The sequence below is a fragment of the Neolewinella sp. genome (genome assembly GCF_965214665.1).
In the GTDB taxonomy this organism is placed as follows: domain Bacteria; phylum Bacteroidota; class Bacteroidia; order Chitinophagales; family Saprospiraceae; genus Neolewinella.
Genome location: NZ_OZ243970.1, coordinates 2,784,458 through 2,801,448 on the forward strand (window position 1 = coordinate 2,784,458; position 16,991 = coordinate 2,801,448).

Sequence of the window (16,991 nt, forward strand, 5' to 3'; positions counted from 1 at the left end):
ACACTTTGGATGACTCCGCCTACCTACGGTTCACACCTCGGATGACCCCGCCTGCGTCGGGAGACATCCGAGGAGGAACCGTAGGTTAGCAGTTTCTCCTCGGAGGTATCTCTCGCGGAGCGAGAGTCCCTCCGAGGTGTAAACTGCCGCCCCCAAGGTGTAAACTGCTGACCGATCAAGAAAATACCCCCACCTCTCATCATGCTCTTCGCCATCATCGTGGCGGTGACGGCCATGACCTACCTGCTGCCCGCTGGCCTCTACGAGCGTACGGAGATCGACGGGCAGCTGCGGGTGGTACCGGACAGTTACGCGCAGGTCTCTCCCACCCCGGTCGGCCCCTTCGCCATGTTCCGGGCCTTCCCGGAGGGCTATCGGTTGGCTACGCCGGTGATCTTCATCTGCCTGGCCAGTGCGCTGATGTTCTCGGTGCTGGAGCGGACGCAGACCATCGAGAATGCGGTGGGCCGGCTGGTATACCGCATGGGTACGGAGCGCTCGGAGCTGCTGCTGGTACTACTCACCTTCATGTACGGCCTGCTGGGCATCATGGTGGGCTACGAGAACAACATCGCTACGGTGCCCATCGCGGTCGTGGTGGTACTAGCGTTGGGAGGCGATCTGGTGCTGGCGGCCGGGGTGAGTTTGGGGGGTATGACGGTGGCCTTTGGGCTCAGCCCCATCAATCCCTACACAGTGGGTATCGGGCACGAGATCGCGGGGTTACCGCTGTTTAGTGGTTGGTGGCTACGGTCGATCCTCTGCGGTGGGGCACTGGCGATAACAGCTTACTATAACGTTCGCTACTATCGACGGTTACTAGCAGACCCTGCTTCGGGAATCGGTCGCGGACTGGATACCTCGGGCCTAGCGCTATCCCGGCCGCTAGCGGACTACCGCATCACCGGTCGCAACTGGTGGTTGCTCGGCGTCTTTTTGGCGGGGCTGGGGGTGGTGCTCTTCGGGGTGTTCCGGCTCGGCTTCGGCATTAACGAGATCTCGGCGGTCTTTCTGGTGGTCACTACAGTAAGTGCGCTGACCAGCGGCCTCACCGCCCGGGACTTTACAGATTCGGCCATGCGAGCAGTGGCGGAGATGGCACCGGCTACCTTCATCATCGGTATGGCGGCTACGGTGAAGGTGATCATGGAGCAGGGGCAAATTCAGGATACCATCAGCTACGGCCTGGCCCAGGCGCTGGATGGGCTGCCCACTTACGCCTCGGCGGTCGGTATGTCGGTGGGGCAGAGCGGCATCAATCTGCTTATTCCTAGTGGTTCGGGTCAGGCCCTTGCGACGCTGCCGGTGATGATCCCGCTGGGGCGGGCGCTGGAGCTAAGTCCGCAGATCTCCATCCTCGCCTTCCAGATCGGGGACGGGGTGACTAATCTTTTCAACCCCTCCCTCGGGGGCCTGGTCGCCATGCTCGGCGTGTGCCGGGTGCCCTTTGACCGCTGGCTACGCTTCATTTTACCGCTGACTGGGGTGTTACTGGTTTGGGCGTGGGTGGGGTTGTTGGTAGCGGTGGCGGTGGGGTATAGTTGATAGTGCCGAGCGAGCGTTCGGACGGAAAATCGTCGCTGCGCTCGCTTTACCCGACCGACCGCCGGTACAATAACCGACTCCGCCGCGGTGGTCCACTCGCTAAGCCCAGCAAACTTCTATTTACCCCAAAGTTGCCGACCCAACTCCACGTTACAGAGCCCTTCCCCTTCCTCCAACCAACCCGCGTACTCTAAGAAAGAAGAGTAAGCCCATTCCGATGGATGCGTACAAAGATTCGCCTTGACGGGGTTGTAGTGAATATAAGTGAAGCAGTTTGTAGTGTGCTGAGTAGGATCGATAATCACCCCATCGTCGCGAAACTGCCCGGTAGCCTCCATCTTCGTTTTTTGGCGAAACAACGACCCGCTCCGTCCGTAGTGCCTATTGAAAGATTGAGCATAGCCAGAGAGTAGACCCTGCACGGATACACTGAGTTGCGTCAACTGAATAAAGGCCTCTTCCCGCGGGGCATTTACTACCGGTGCGCGTGACCGCGACGGGGATAAGCCCTGCAGAGTAGGCACCAGCAGGAAGTGAAAGTGATTCGGCATTAAGCAGTATGCCAGGATATCCGCCGTGTGGGCAAAGCGTTGGCGTACCTTATTCAGGAAGAACCCATAGTTTTTTTCTTCGATGAAGATCGGTCTGCGGTCGTTGCCCTGGTTGTAGACGTGGTAGATGGGGCGGTGGGACATAGGGTGTTCGTCCGAGTGTTCGGACGGAAAATTAGCTCGGAGAGCCAATTTATCCAACCGACCACCGGCCATACCCCTTGCTGGCGGCGGTCGGAGGGATAAACCGAGCCCTGGCGCCGGTTTTCCCTCCGAACGCTCGCCCGACCCATCACGCTCGCTCGCAACACAGCCTCCGTATCTTGCACCCCATGCCCAACCCCGCTACCGACAAACGCCTCTTCCTGCTCGACGGCCACGCCCTGGTGTACCGGGCCCACTTCGCCTTTATCAACCGGCCGCTGATTAACTCCAAAGGAATCAACACCTCGGCCATGCACGGCTTCACGCGTACGCTGTGGGACCTGATGAAAAACCAGCAGCCTACCCACCTGGCCGTGGTTTTCGACCCCGACGGGCCGACTTTTCGCAACGAGCTGGCGGCCGACTACAAAGCGAACCGGGAGGAGCAGCCGGAGGATATTGGCATCGCCTTCCCCTACGTGCACCAGATCCTACAGGCCTTCAAGATTCCGATCATCATCGTGCCGAACTTCGAGGCCGACGACGTAATCGGCACCCTGGCCAAACAGGCCGCGCGGCAGGGTTACGAGGTGTACATGGTCACCCCCGACAAGGACTACGGGCAGCTCGTGGAGGAAAAGATCTACATGTACAAGCCCAGCCGCATGGGTAACGGTATCGAGATTCTAGGCGTGGAGGACATCAAGAAGAAGTGGGGCATTGAGCACCCCCTACAGGTGATCGATATGCTGGGGCTGATGGGGGATTCGGTGGACAATATCCCCGGCGTACCGGGCATCGGGCCCAAAACGGCGGCTAAGTTCATCGAGCAGTACGGGAGCATGGAAGAGCTACTGGCGAACAAGCACAAGATCCGGGGCAAGAATAAGGAGCGCCTGACCGAGTTCGAGGAGCAGGCCCGCCTGAGTAAGCTGCTGGCTACCATCGACATCAACGTGCCCATTCAGTTCGACGAGCGGGCCTACCTCATCGAGCCCTTCGACCGGGAGTACCTGACCGATGTATTCCGGGAGCTAGAGTTCCGCAGTATCGCCAATGAGATTTTGGGACTCGAGGACGAGCAGCAACCGGTTAGCGCCCAGGGCGATTTGTTTGCACCTGCGTCCCCGCCCCGAGCTGTTGCACCTGGCTTACGTTCAGGGCCCCTACCCCGAACGACGCAGCCCGCACACACCGTGGCAGACCAGAATTTTGAGAATACCGAACAGCAGTACCACAAGGCCGAGACCCCCGAAGAACGCGCCGCCCTGCTGGACCAACTGACGCAGCAACGGGTACTCTCCTTTGACACGGAAACGACCAGCGTAGACCCCACGACGGCCGAGCTGGTGGGCATGAGCTTTGCCTGGAAGACGGGAGAGGCCTACTACGTACCCGTGCCCGCCGACCGCGCCGCCGCCGAAAAAATCGTGGCGCAATTTGCCCCCGTCCTGGCCGACGAGACGATTGATAAAGTGGGGCAAAACCTGAAGTACGACATGATCGTGCTGGAACGCTACGGGGCCACCGTGCGGGGTAAGTTGCTGGATACCATGGTGATGCACTACCTGCTGCACCCCGACAAGCGCCATAAGATGGACCTACTGGCCGAGGAGTACCTCAACTACAAGCCGGTACCCATCCAAGACCTGATCGGCAGGGGAAAAAAACAACTTACAATGCGCGACGTGGCGGTGGAAAAGGTGGTCGACTACGCCTGCGAGGACGCCGATATCACGCTGCGGCTCTACCACGCGCTGTGGCCCGAATTGGAAGAGGAGGAGCTGGTAGAGCTTTACGAAACGGTAGAGGCCCCGCTGATCCCCGTGCTGCGCGACATCGAGCTGGCGGGCATCAACGTAGACGGTGACTTCCTGAACGACTACAGCAAGGTGCTAACCGAGGAGCTACACAGGATCGAAAAGGAGGTGTACCAACTGGCCGGCTCGGAGTTCAACATCGGCTCGCCGAAGCAGATCGGGGAAATTCTCTTTGGGCGTATGGGCGTGCCGTACAAGGGCAGCAAAACCAAGACCGGGCAGTATAAGACGGACGAGGCGACGCTAGTGGAGGCCGGCGTGGACTTTCCGATCGTGAAGCTGATCCTCCGCCACCGCAGCCTGAGCAAGCTCATCGGCACCTACGTCGATGCCCTGCCGCTGCTGATGAACGAGGAGGACGGGCGTATTCACTCCAGTTTCAACCAGACGATCGCGGCTACGGGCCGACTGAGCAGTGCCAATCCGAACCTACAGAACATTCCCGTGCGGACGCCGGAGGGAGCCGAGGTGCGTAAAGCCTTCATTCCGCGCGATAAGGACCACGTCCTGCTAGCCTCCGACTACTCCCAGATCGAGCTACGACTGGTGGCGGCGCTGAGCCAAGATGAGGGTATGCTGGATGCCTTTAAGACGGGCAAGGACATCCACACGGCCACCGCGGCGCTGATCTTCGACGTGCCCTACGAGGAGGTGACGCGCTTGCAGCGCTACCAGGCCAAGACGATCAACTTCGCCATCCTCTACGGGGCCGGAGCGACGCGGCTAACCCAAGAGCTGGAGATCAGTCGGGCCGAGGCCAGCGAGCTGATCAACAACTACTACGAGCGGTTCACCGGCCTTAAACAGTTTATGAGCGGTACGGTGGAACAGGCCAAGGAAGAGGGTTACGTCAGCACCCTGCTGGGCCGCAAGCGTTCCCTGCGCGACATCAACAGCCGCTCGAGCGTGGCCCGCGCGCTGGCCGAGCGCATGGCCATGAACACGCCCATTCAGGGTACGGCGGCAGATATGATCAAGCTGGCGATGATCCGCATCCACAGGGCCCTGCGGGAAAAGAACTTTAAGACCCGCATGGTCCTACAGGTGCACGACGAACTGGTCTTTGATGCGCCACGCGACGAGGTGGAGGCCGTCACGCCACTAATCGAGGAGCTGATGCGCGAGGCGATCCCCAACCTGGACGTGCCGATCGTGGTGGAGACGGGGGTGGGGGAGAACTGGCTGGAAGCGCATTAGTAGACTCCGCTTTGCGGAGGTAGAGCCCTCGCTGGCGCGTTCGGGCGTAGACTCGCCAGGGCGAGGTAGACCCTTCGGGTTAGAGCTCGTCTCGCAGGCATGACTGCGGCAGCTCTACCCGCGCAGCGGTCTACCCCCGAACGCGTAAGCGAGGGGTCTACCCCGGCAAAGCCGGGTCTACCGCTGCTTCGCCACCCATTCCACGTGTCGTCGAATCCGCTCATCGGCCAGTAACAGCTCCTTCGTATTATAGGCTCTCGCCAGCTCCTTCTCATCCGGAATAATACGGTGGATCCCCTTATGGCACATCCTACAGATGCTGATGCGCCGCTCCGTCATCTCCTCCTTTGTGAATTGCTTTTGAAACTGATTCTTCCGGTGCACGGCCCGCGGAATTAAATGGTGCTCCGTCAGCGGCCGCACCCGTCCGCACAGCTCACATTCCCCCACCGGCCCCCGCATCCGCTCCGTGTAGTTCTTACCCCTACGTGCCATACACTCCTCCAACAAGTAGAAATGAGGATGGGTCACAAAAACGTACCCATAGCCGCCCAGAGCCGCGCAGCCCCAACAGCGGCAGCTCTACCCGCGTAAGCGGTCTACCCCCGAACGCGCCAGCGAGGGGTCTACCCCGGCAAAGCCGGGTCTACTTTTTTCATTTCCGCGAAGCGAAAATAAAAAAGGCAAGCCGGAAGAACCAGCTTGCCCGAACATTAACCAAAAACCCAGCAAAAGACATGACCTTAGATCGTGCGAATAGTTGCACCAAGGGGGTTGGCGCGCATCGCGATAACAGCCAGGCCATACAGGAAGTCGCTACTACGCTAAGCTGCGAGCCCAATGTACGAGCGTGGTCAGTTCAGCGGAATTTCGAAGAAAATATTCCCTGATAAGCAGGTTTATCGGCGGCAGCGATGAGGTAGGCTGCCGGTTAACGATGCCACAATATAGGGCCTCATTTGCACATACGATAATTTTATGGTCCCAAACATGCGCCGGAGCCAACCGTTGCACTGTACACGCCGCTCCGAAGCAGCCCAAAACATACCCATGCAACTTACCGACCAACAGCAATCCGAGAAGCAGGCCGTAGCCGCTCGGCTCCTCACCATCAAGGAGAACTCCTACCAGAATATGCTAGCCATGCAGAACGCCGATATGAACGAGGCGGAGGAGACCAATGACAACGTTCAGAATATGTTCGAGGACGGTAAGGTCGACCAGAGCATCAACCGCGTCGAGGCCCGCGCCTCCGTCGTCGAGGCCCTGCAGCACGACATTCGCGTACTGGCCAATCTGGACGAGATCGAGCCCACCGAGGAAATTCAGCTCGGCGATGTCATCATCACCGATAAGGGCAACTTCTTCGTCGGTGCGGCCAGTGATGAGTTCGAGGTAAACGGCAAGAAGTACCGTGGCATCTCCACCGATAGCCCCTTATATAAGGCCCTACGCGGCAAGCACAACGGTGATACGGTCGAGGTGAACGGCACCAGCTTTACGCTCAAGGACTCCTACTAGTCGCGGTGACCATCCAGCAGGCCCAGGCCGCCGTAGATGAGTGGATCAATACCCTCGGCGTACGCTACTACGGCGAGCTCACCAACACGGCCATCCTCATGGAGGAGACCGGCGAGGTAGCCCGCCTGATGGCCCGGCTGTACGGAGAGCAATCCTTTAAACGCCCCGAGGATGCCGCCGCCGCCCCCGCCCAGTTAGCGGACGAGCTAGCCGACGTCCTCTTCGTACTCATCTGCCTAGCCAATCAGACCGGCGTCGACCTTACCAAGGCCCTCCACCAGAACCTGGCGAAGAAGACCGCCCGCGACGCCGACCGCCACCACCACAACCCCAAGCTACAGGGGGGCGGGGCCGCAGGGACAAAGAACTGACTTTTCAAACACTTTTTGTAACTAATTTACTTATAAACACATACATATCGCTAATTAGCGCATTTTTTATCGCCAAAAGGTGGTGTAAAGCTTGTGCAGTTGGAACAAGGTGTTTATATTTGTAGCGTCGCAAAACAAAAGCAGTTTTAAACAAACAGGATAATGGCAGATAATCACAAAGACACCGCCGCCAAGCTCAAGGCCCTCCAGATGACGATCGATCGGCTGGATAAAGCCTACGGCAAGGGCACCATCATGCGCCTCGGTGAGTCACAGGCCGCCAACGTGGAGGCCATCCCTACCGGGTCCCTGGGGCTCGACGTAGCCCTCGGCATTGGGGGCTTCCCCAAGGGCCGGATCATCGAGATCTACGGCCCCGAGAGCTCGGGTAAAACCACCCTGGCTATCCACGCCATCGCCGAGTGCCAGAAGCGCGGTGGTATTGCCGCCATCGTAGACGCGGAGCACGCCTTCGACCGCTTCTACGCCCAGAGCCTGGGGGTAGATACCGACAACCTCCTCATCAGCCAGCCCGACAACGGCGAGCAGGCCCTGGAGATCGCCGAAAACCTCATCCGCTCCGGCGCCGTCGACATCCTCGTCGTCGACTCCGTAGCCGCCCTGGTACCCCGCGCCGAGATCGAGGGCGAGATGGGCGACAGCAAGATGGGCCTACAGGCGCGTCTGATGTCGCAGGCCATGCGCAAGCTCACCGGTACCATCGGTAAGACCGGTTGCTGCTGCATCTTCATCAACCAGCTGCGCGAAAAGATCGGCGTCATGTTCGGTAACCCCGAGACGACCACCGGGGGTAACGCCCTAAAGTTCTACGCCTCGATGCGCATCGACATCCGGCGCACGGGTGCGGCCATTAAGGACAAGGAGGGCAACGTCGTGGGTAACCACGTCAAGGTGAAGGTGGCTAAGAATAAGCTAGCTCCTCCCTTCCGCATCGCCGAGTTCGATATCATGTACGGCGAGGGTATCTCCAAGGTAGGCGAGATCGTCGACCTAGGAGTCGATCAGGACATCATCACCAAATCCGGTGCCTGGTACGGCTACGACGACGCCAAGATTGCTCAGGGCCGCGAGGCCGCCAAGCAGTTTATGCTGGACAACCCCGATCTGGCCGACGAGATCGAAGCTAAGATCAAGACCAAGCTAATGGGCATGGACGAAGAAGCCCGCGCCAACCGCAACGGTAAGGGTAAGCCCGCCGATGCCGAGGTGGCCGAGGCAGAGGCGTAAGTACCGCGTTAACGATACTGCGAACAATCATAGTAGCCCGTCCCGACTCCGGTCAGGACGGGCTTTTCTTTTACGCCCGAAGCGGTAACTTTACGTCTCAATCCCGCCCACCATGACCCGCCGTGACTCCGCCGTATTCGACCGCATCGACCGTGAACTCGAACGCCAGCGCCGCGGCATCGAGCTCATCGCCTCCGAGAACTTCACCAGCGCCGCCGTCATGGAGGCTATGGGTAGCTGCCTGACCAACAAGTACGCCGAGGGCTACCCCGGCAAGCGCTACTATGGCGGTTGCGAGATCGTGGACGAGATCGAGCAACTGGCCATCGACCGGCTCTGCGAGCTCTTTGGCGCGGAGTACGCTAACGTACAGCCCCACTCGGGTGCCCAGGCCAACGCGGCGGTCTTCCTGGCCTGCCTAAAACCCGGCGACAAGACCCTCGGTTTCAGTCTGAGCCACGGCGGTCACCTTAGTCACGGCCACCCGGCTAACTTCAGCGGCAAGCACTTCAAGGCAAACTTCTACGGCGTCGAGGAGGAGACGGGGCTAATCAACATGGACAAGGTAGCGGAAAAGGCCCGCGAGGTCGAGCCTAAGATGATCATCTGTGGCGCCTCGGCCTACAGTCGCGACTGGGACTACGCCCGCTTCCGCCAGATCGCCGATGAGGTCGGGGCCATCCTGCTAGCCGATATTGCCCACCCCGCCGGGCTCATTGCCGCCGGTCTGCTCAACGATCCCCTCCCCCACTGCCACATCGTCACCAGCACCACCCACAAGACACTGCGTGGGCCCCGGGGCGGCATCATCATGATGGGCCGGGACTTTGATAACCCCTTCGGTAAGACCACCAAGAAGGGCACGACGATCAAGATGAGTCGGCTACTGGACAGCGCGGTCTTTCCTGGCATGCAGGGCGGTCCGCTGGAACACGTCATCGCTGGCAAGGCGGTCGCCTTTGGAGAATGCCTGCAGGAAGATTGGAAGGCCTACGGCAAGCAAGTAATTGCCAATGCTCAGGCTATGGCCCAGGCACTAGTCGAGCGGGGCTACCACATCATCAGCGGGGGCACCGACAACCACAGCATGCTCATCGACCTAAGCAACAAAGACATCACCGGTAAGGGGGCGGAGGAGGCCCTGGGCCGGGCGGACATTACCCTCAACAAGAATATGGTCCCCTTTGACAAGAAATCGGCCATGGTCACCAGCGGCATCCGTATCGGTACGGCGGCCGTGACCACGCGCGGCTTTACCGAGCAGGACTGCCGGCAGACGGTGGAGTGGATCGACCGCGTGATTGATAATCCAACCGATGAAGGCATGCTAGCGGAGATCCGCGGCGAGGTGCATAATTTTATGGAGCGCTTCCCGCTATATGAAGGCGAGTTGGTGGGTTAGCCAAATTTTTAACTTCCCCTTCGTATCTGGATAGTATATTGATGGCGTTATGTTCTGGAATCCTACCTTGCGGTTCGGTTCGTCGTTTACCCCGCCCGCTTACTCCCCCCAGTCTCATGAAGGTCTTTTGCACCGCGCTTTTACTTCTTGCCTTACAGCTTCCTACTTCTCTTTTTGCCCAGCAGGTTTATCGTGGTGATTTATCTCAGCTCTCCAGTAGCGAGCAGCGGTGGGTAGACTCGGTCTACCAGGCGATGAATGAGGATGAACGGCTCGGTCAGCTGTTCATGATCCGCGCTCATAGCGACCTGGGGGCCGAGCACGAGGCCGGTGTCGAGCGCCAGATCAGGGACTACCACGTCGGTGGCCTCTGCTTCTTTCAGGGCACTCCCGAAAAGCAACTCGAGCTCACGAATCGTTATCAGGCACAGAGCAGGCTGCCCCTACTGGTGAGTATGGATGCTGAATGGGGCCTTGGCATGCGCCTACCGGACCAGACCATCTCCTACCCTAAGCAGCTCGCCCTGGGAGCCATCCGCAACAACCAGCTGATCTACGACATGGGCGCCGAGATCGCCCGGCAGATGCACCGCCTGGGCGTCAATGTGAGCTTTAGTCCCGTGCTGGACGTCAACAACAATCCGAATAACCCCGTCATTGCCACCCGCTCCTTTGGGGAGGACCGTTACAATGTCACCGCTAAGGGCTACATGTATATGAAGGGGCTGCAGGACAACGGAATCCTGGCCAGCGCCAAGCACTTTCCGGGTCATGGCGATACGGACGTCGACAGTCACTTCGACCTGCCGGTGATCAACCACAGCCGCGCCCGCCTCGATAGCATCGAGCTCTACCCCTTCCGGGCGTTGATTCGGTACGGCATCGGTAGTATGATGGCCGCTCACCTGCAAATCCCCGCCCTCGACCCCCGCCCTAACCGACCCTCCTCGCTGAGCAAGCCCATCGTTACCGACCTCCTGCGTAAGGACCTCGGCTTTACTGGTCTGATTTTCACCGACGGACTGGAAATGAAGGGCGTGACCAAGCACTACGGGGACGGCGAGGTAGAAGCGGAGGCCATCGCGGCCGGCTCCGATATCCTGCTGCTACCCGAAGACATCGGGGCCGCCTTCCGCGCCATTAAGCAGTACCTGGCCGATGGCAAGATTACCCAGCAGGGCTTAGAGGAGAAAGTACGCCGCGTACTCCTGGCCAAATACCGCCTCGGGCTCACCAAACCCAGCTTTCCCGCCGTAGCCGGTCTACGCGCCGATCTCAATAGCCCCCGGGCCCAATCACTCAAGCAGGAGCTCTTCGAGGCCGCTATGACGCTGGTACGCGACGAGGCCGGTCTGGTGCCCGTACAGACGCCCACCGATGGCAAGCTCGTCAGTCTACAGATCGGAGCGTCCAAGACCATGCCCTTCACCGAGCGCTTGGATGATTACGGACAAATCACCCACCTGATCGCCGGCAATAAGCCCACCGCCACCGAGCAAAAGCAAGTGCTCGAACGAATCAAACCCAATGACGTAGTACTCGCCAGTTTGTACAGCGACGGCAGCCGCTTCATTGAAAAAGTGCCCCTTTCAGCGGAGGTATTAAGCCTGCTGCGGGAGATCGACGGGCGCGCCAAGCTCGTCCTCACTGTATTCGGTAACCCCTACAGCCTCAAAGAACTTGATCCCTTCGGCACCGTGCTGGAAGCCTACACCCGCGACGAGGTTGCCCAGGACGCTGCTGCCCAGGCCCTCTTCGGAGCCAACCGCATCACTGGTCGCCTACCCGTAACGGCCAGCGCCAAGTCGCCCTATAACGCCGGCCTGGAGACCACCGCCAACTTCCGCATGGGCTACGGCAGTCCGGAAAGTGTAGATATGGACGGTGAGCGGCTTACCGAGCGCGTCGATGCCATTGCCGCTGATGCCATACGGCAGAAGGCTACCCCCGGCATGGTCGTACTGGTAGCCCGCAACGGCAAGATCGTCTTTGAAAAAGCCTACGGGCGCCATACCTACAGCCCCCGCAGTCGCCCAGTGCGCGTGAACGACGTCTACGACCTGGCCTCCGTCACCAAGGTGGCCGCCACCACGCTGTGCATCATGAAGTTGGTGGACGAGGGCAAGATCGACCTGGATAAGCCACTGGGACACTACCTCTCTGAGCTGGCCGGTAGCAACAAATCGTCCTTGATCATCCGCGACGTGCTCGCTCACCATTCCGGGCTCCACAGCTGGATCCCCTTTTACCGCTACACCCTGGGGGCAAATCGCAAGCCAAGCTCCCAGTTCTACCGCACCGTACAGACGGGCAACTTCGTCATTCCGGTCACGGACAAACTGTTCATGAATAAAGCGCATGTCGACGCTGTCTGGCAACAAATCTACGATAGCCCCCTGCCCAACGTGGGGCGCTACCGCTACAGCGACCTGGGTTTTTATCTACTAGCAAAACTAGTCGACCGGGTAAGCGGACTGACCGTGGATGAGTACGCCGCGCGCAACTTCTACTACCCCATGGGGCTGGAATCGCTACGGTACAACCCGCTACGATCCGTCGACCGTGACCGGATCCCGCCCACCGAGATTGACAATTACTTCCGCATGGCCGCCGTGCAGGGCTACGTACACGACATGGGGGCCGGTATGATGGGGGGGGTCAGCGGGCACGCGGGGCTCTTTGGCGACGCCCACGATTTAGCGGCGCTATTTCAGATGTTGCTGCAGGAAGGTAGTTACGGCGGCCGACAGTATCTTTCCCCCGCTACCGTACAGCTCTTTACTACACGCTACCCGGGAGAATTACGACGTGGCCTGGGCTTCGACATGAAGAACCTAGACGACAACCGCAAGCTGAACGTCGCCGAGGACGCCTCCACTAGTACCTTCGGCCACCTGGGCTTCACCGGTACCGCCGTATGGGCTGATCCCGAGGAGCAACTCGTCTACGTCTTCCTCTCCAACCGTACCTACCCCAGTATGGAGAACAACAAGCTGGCGAAGATGAACATCCGGGTCAAGACCCAAGCGGCTGCCTACGAAGCCCTGGCCCCCATCCGTTCCGCTAAGCCACGCGTCAGTCGCGATGATGCCACGGCGCGGCTTAGTAACCGGCCGTAGGGTTGTGCTCCCCTAGGGGCGGATGCTGGTTGATCCACCGCTGACCCCCTTAATTAAATAGCCAGCGGGTAGCTGGGTATTCAAGTCCATACCATTGAGGATAGCAAACTCCTGCAAGCGTGCCTGGGGAATACCGTTATCTAGCAGCGCCTGCTGCAGGGTAGTGGCATTAGACACCGTCACGATCTTGATGCGCTCGGCTTGCCGATTGATCTTACTCTGATCCCGTAGCTCGGTGAAACTGCGAATGCTATTCTGCATTGCCGGAGCGTACTTACGGAAATTCTGCGCTTGGGACAAACCCGCCATCATGTACACATTACCGCCGTAGGCAATGAAGCTGGTAATGACGCCGAGCTTCTGGGTCTGGCCGCTCTGCTGATCCTGCTGTGTGATCTCCCCTACTATCGTGGTGGCGGGTAACCCGTTGATAGCCTGGTCGCTCGTGCTGGCTACCTGTACCTTATTTTGTTCCGCGAACTGCTGGGCGGCGGCGCGGGTATCGGTCCCCTGTGCCAGGCGCATCTGCATGAGGGCGTTGTTGTCGGGACTCCCCATTTGCACCATCGTGGGCGAATTGACCAGCGCCCAGCCCTGGGGAATACCAAACTGAAACCGCAGATCGGGGTGATAAAATACCCCACCCTCCGTAAAGCCCTGCTTGGGGTCGGCACCAAGAATGATACCGTCGATACGCCGCAGGTAGCTATCCCGATCGACCTCGTAGGTGGTACGATTGTCCGTGGCCTGTGCCTGTTGGGTAAGTTCCAGCACGCGCGCTTCCCGGTTGAGCGGATCGGGGTGGGTGCTTAGGAAGCTGGGAGCGCGGTTCTCGGCTCCGCCACTGAGCTTATCGAGGGTATTAAAGAAGCCGGCCATCTCCTTGGAATCGTAGCCGATAGCAGTGGAGTACTTCACGCCCAGCTCGTCGGACTGGCTTTCGGCATCCCGACCAAACTTCAGGAACAGCAGTTGCATACCCTGCATGAGGGACTCCCCCTGGCTAGCGAGCTCGGGCGAAAGCACCATACCACCGATCAGTCCGATCTGGGCCAGTTGCTGCTTGCTCTGCTGGGCCACCGTATGGCGGGCCGTAACGTGGCCGATCTCGTGGCCAAGTACCCCGGCAAACTGCGCCTCATTATTAAAGTGAGCCATGATACCCCGGGTAAAGTAGACGAAGCCACCGGGCACAGCAAAGGCGTTTACGACGTCAGAGTCGACGAGGCGAAAAGTCCAGGGCAGATTCGGCCGTTCGGAAATCGCGGCCATTTCATTCCCCTTCTCGCTCAGGAAAGCTTGCAGTTGGGGATCGTCGTAGAGACCAAACTCGGCCACCACCTGGGGGTCGTACTGCTGGCCCATCTGGATCTCGCTCTCCTCGGAGATCAGCGAGAGTTGCCGCTTACCCGTCACGGGGTTCGTGGCACAGCCCGTACAGAATAGGACAAAGGCGGTGAGCAGCGATAGAACGGAAAAACGGGATCTTGGTAAGTGCATAGCTAGGTAGTGATTACCGTACTAGAAGGCAAGCTACACCCCTCAGGTTTGCACCGAAAGGTTAAGAGCGGCACCGGTACCGGGGCGGCCGGGGTAGCGGGCGTAGCCGGTGGCGGAGTCGAAGGTCACGCCGGTAGCGGGATCGTGGGCCAGTAGCATGGCGCCGTCCAGGTCCGCGTAGTCGAGCTCCGGCAGCAGCTGGGCAATGGCACTGATGCCCACGCTGCTCTCGGTCATACAGCCGGCCATGACCTGCAGGCCCAACCTACGTGCCTCTGCGATCATGCGGCGGGCGGGCAGGAGGCCTCCGCACTTCACCACCTTGATGTTGATGCCGGAAAACAGCTCGGCGCACCTTGCTACGTCCGCTTCGGTCTGGCAGCTCTCGTCGGCCAGGATCGGCAGGGCGGCGTGGCGGTGTACCTCAGCCTGCCCCTTCATATCCTCCGGTTTAAGCGGTTGCTCGATAAATACAACCCCTAGCTCGCTGAGCGGACCGGAATAGGCAATGGCCTGGCGTGCGGTCCAGCCAGTATTGGCATCCACATAGAAGGGGGCCTCCGTATGCTGCCGTAGTTCGCGGATCAGCGCCACGTCGTCGTCCCCCCGCCCCAGTTTGATCTTGTACACCGGCCAGGGTTTGGCCCTGAGTTTCCGCACCATCTCGTTCACCGGTGCCAGTCCGATCGTGTAACAGGTGGGGATGTGCCGATGCTGGTCCTGCTCCCACAACAAGCCCAGCCGTTTCCCCTGTACTTTTGCCCACAGGTCATGCAGCGCCACATCCAGCGCACAGCGTAAAAACGGACTGACATCACGCAGCGCCCGCTCCAACGCTTCCAGTACTGCCTTAACTCCTTTACTCCCTAACTCCTTTACCCCCTGGGCGGCAAGCGCAGGTGCAAGCGAACGTAGGACGGCAGCACAAGTCTCACTGTCGAGCCCGTAGTACCTCGTCATCGGAGCTTCTCCCAGGCCGCTGAGTCCGGTGTCCTCGTCCCGTAGCTCTACGATCAGGGTAGGCTGTACGGTGCGGCTCTCGTGGGCGATGCGGAAGGGGTCGCGGAGGGGAAGGTCGTGGGGGTGGATGGTGAGGTGCATAGGGGTGGTTGGGTTGTTGGGTTGTTGCGTTATGTGGATGCTCGCTTCGCTCGTTTTGGGGTTGCTGCTGTACACTCATCACACCTGCGGCCCCGCCCCCCATCACACCCGTAACACCTATCCCACCTCCAACGACCGCAACGCAACAACCCAACAACGCGACAACACTACTTCTGTCGAAAAAATATAGTAATCGGCACCCCGGTAAAATCAAAATTCTCCCGCAGTTGATTCTCCAAATAGTTCTTGTAGCTATCCTTGATGTGCTGGGGGTGGTTGCAGAAGAAGGCAAAGGCGGGATAGGCCAGGGGGAGCTGGGAAACGAACTTGATGCTGATCACGCGGCCCCGGGAGCTGGGCGGACCGAAGCGCTCGATGGCCGGCAGCATGACGTCGTTGAGCTGGGAGGTGGGGATGCGGCGGGTGCGGTTGGCATAAACTTGCTCGGCGGCCTCAATGGTCTTCATGATGCGCTGCATCTCGGTGACGCTCATGAACACGACGGGCAGGTCGTTGAAGGGGGCGAAGCGGCGGCGCACCTCGGCCTCGTAGTCGCGGGCGGTGTTAGTCTCTTTGTTGTCGACTAGGTCCCACTTGTTGATGGCAATGACGATGCCCTTATTGTTCTTCTGGGCGAGGCGGAAGATGGCTAGGTCCTGGGACTCGACCCCGTCGGGGGCCGAGAGCATGAGCACGCAGACGTCGGCCTGCTCGATGGCGCGGATGGCGCGCATGACGCTGTAGTACTCCAGGTTCTCGTGCACCTTAGCCTTCTTGCGGATGCCGGCGGTGTCGATGAGGATGAATTCCTTGCCGAATTTGTTATAGTGGCTGTCGATCGAGTCGCGGGTGGTGCCGGCTACGTCGGTGACGATGCTGCGCTCCTCGCCGAGCAGGGCGTTGATGAAACTAGACTTGCCGGCGTTGGGCTGGCCGACGATAGCGAGCTGCATGAGCTCGGTCTGGACCTCTTCCCGGTTGGTGATGTATTCGGCGGCGGCATCAAGGAGGTCACCGGTGCCACTGCCGGTGATGGAGCTGAGGAAGTAGGTCTGCTCGAAGCCCAGTCCCCAAAATTCATTGGCCTCCAGCTGCCGGCGGTTATTGTCAACCTTGTTGACAGCCAGCAGCACGGGCTTATCGGCGCGGCGCAGGAGCTGGGTGACCTCCTCGTCCAGGTCGGTGATGCCGGTGGTGACGTCGACCATAAAAATGATCACGGTAGCCTCCTCGATGGCAATGACGACCTGCTCGCGGATGGCGGCCTCGAAGACGTCGTCGCTGTTGCGTACAAACCCTCCGGTGTCAACGACGGCGAACTCCTTGCCGTTCCAGTTGCTCTGGCCGTACTGCCGGTCGCGGGTCACGCCGCTCTGGTCGTCGACGATGCTCTGCCGCTCACCAATGAGGCGGTTGAAGAGCGTGGATTTGCCGACGTTGGGGCGGCCGACGATTGCTACGATGTCCATATC

General features: G+C 59.7%; 12 protein-coding genes. 7 read left to right on the forward strand and 5 right to left on the reverse strand.

Translation table 11 applies throughout. From position 1 onward, the window contains the following. The first annotated feature begins 201 nt into the window (after positions 1–201). Complete coding sequence (locus ACOOHD_RS12020; protein WP_420458124.1) at positions 202–1,545, forward strand: YfcC family protein; 1,344 nt, start codon at positions 202–204, stop codon at positions 1,543–1,545. 116 nt (positions 1,546–1,661) lie between these two features. Here ACOOHD_RS12020 and ACOOHD_RS12025 read toward each other — a convergent pair whose 3' ends face one another. Then, positions 1,662–2,240, reverse strand: coding sequence for a transposase (locus ACOOHD_RS12025; RefSeq protein WP_420458125.1), 579 nt, complete (start codon positions 2,238–2,240; stop codon positions 1,662–1,664). Between the two features lie 188 nt (positions 2,241–2,428). Between ACOOHD_RS12025 and polA the strand changes: the two genes are divergently transcribed. Next, positions 2,429–5,257 carry a DNA polymerase I gene (gene polA, locus ACOOHD_RS12030; protein WP_420458126.1) on the forward strand — a complete coding sequence of 943 codons (2,829 nt, stop codon included), beginning with the start codon at positions 2,429–2,431 and terminating at the stop codon, positions 5,255–5,257. A 177-nt stretch (positions 5,258–5,434) separates the two neighbouring features. On the opposite strand, the gene ACOOHD_RS12035 is transcribed toward polA, so the two are convergent. Further along, positions 5,435–5,752, reverse strand: coding sequence for a hypothetical protein (locus ACOOHD_RS12035; protein ID WP_420458127.1), 318 nt, complete (start codon positions 5,750–5,752; stop codon positions 5,435–5,437). Between the two features lie 555 nt (positions 5,753–6,307). On the opposite strand from ACOOHD_RS12035, the gene ACOOHD_RS12040 reads away from it, so the two are divergent. From ACOOHD_RS12040 to ACOOHD_RS12060, 5 genes are all read left to right on the forward strand, one after another. Beyond that, positions 6,308–6,778 carry a hypothetical protein gene (locus ACOOHD_RS12040; protein ID WP_420458128.1) on the forward strand — a complete coding sequence of 157 codons (471 nt, stop codon included), beginning with the start codon at positions 6,308–6,310 and terminating at the stop codon, positions 6,776–6,778. 5 nt (positions 6,779–6,783) lie between these two features. Beyond that, the gene (locus tag ACOOHD_RS12045; RefSeq protein ID WP_420458129.1) at positions 6,784–7,149 is read left to right on the forward strand and encodes a nucleotide pyrophosphohydrolase; all 366 of its coding nucleotides are present in this window, start codon (positions 6,784–6,786) and stop codon (positions 7,147–7,149) included. Positions 7,150–7,311: 162 nt separating this feature from the next. Then, a complete protein-coding gene (gene recA, locus ACOOHD_RS12050; protein WP_420458130.1) occupies positions 7,312–8,397 on the forward strand; it encodes a recombinase RecA in 1,086 nt (361 codons plus the stop codon). Positions 8,398–8,509: 112 nt separating this feature from the next. Beyond that, the gene (gene glyA / locus ACOOHD_RS12055; protein WP_420458131.1) at positions 8,510–9,799 is read left to right on the forward strand and encodes a serine hydroxymethyltransferase; all 1,290 of its coding nucleotides are present in this window, start codon (positions 8,510–8,512) and stop codon (positions 9,797–9,799) included. A 116-nt stretch (positions 9,800–9,915) separates the two neighbouring features. Next, positions 9,916–12,918 carry a glycoside hydrolase family 3 N-terminal domain-containing protein gene (locus ACOOHD_RS12060; protein WP_420458132.1) on the forward strand — a complete coding sequence of 1,001 codons (3,003 nt, stop codon included), beginning with the start codon at positions 9,916–9,918 and terminating at the stop codon, positions 12,916–12,918. Positions 12,919–12,930: 12 nt separating this feature from the next. Here ACOOHD_RS12060 and ACOOHD_RS12065 read toward each other — a convergent pair whose 3' ends face one another. From ACOOHD_RS12065 to der, 3 genes are all read right to left on the reverse strand, one after another. Further along, entirely contained in the window at positions 12,931–14,418 is a 1,488-nt protein-coding gene (locus ACOOHD_RS12065) for a M48 family metalloprotease (protein ID WP_420458133.1), read from the reverse strand. A gap of 42 nt (positions 14,419–14,460) precedes the next feature. After that, on the reverse strand, positions 14,461–15,519 hold the full coding sequence (locus ACOOHD_RS12070) for a dipeptide epimerase (RefSeq protein ID WP_420458134.1): 1,059 nt from the start codon (positions 15,517–15,519) through the stop codon (positions 14,461–14,463). 167 nt (positions 15,520–15,686) lie between these two features. Further along, complete coding sequence (gene der, locus ACOOHD_RS12075) at positions 15,687–16,988, reverse strand: ribosome biogenesis GTPase Der (protein ID WP_420458135.1); 1,302 nt, start codon at positions 16,986–16,988, stop codon at positions 15,687–15,689. Positions 16,989–16,991 lie beyond the last annotated feature (3 nt).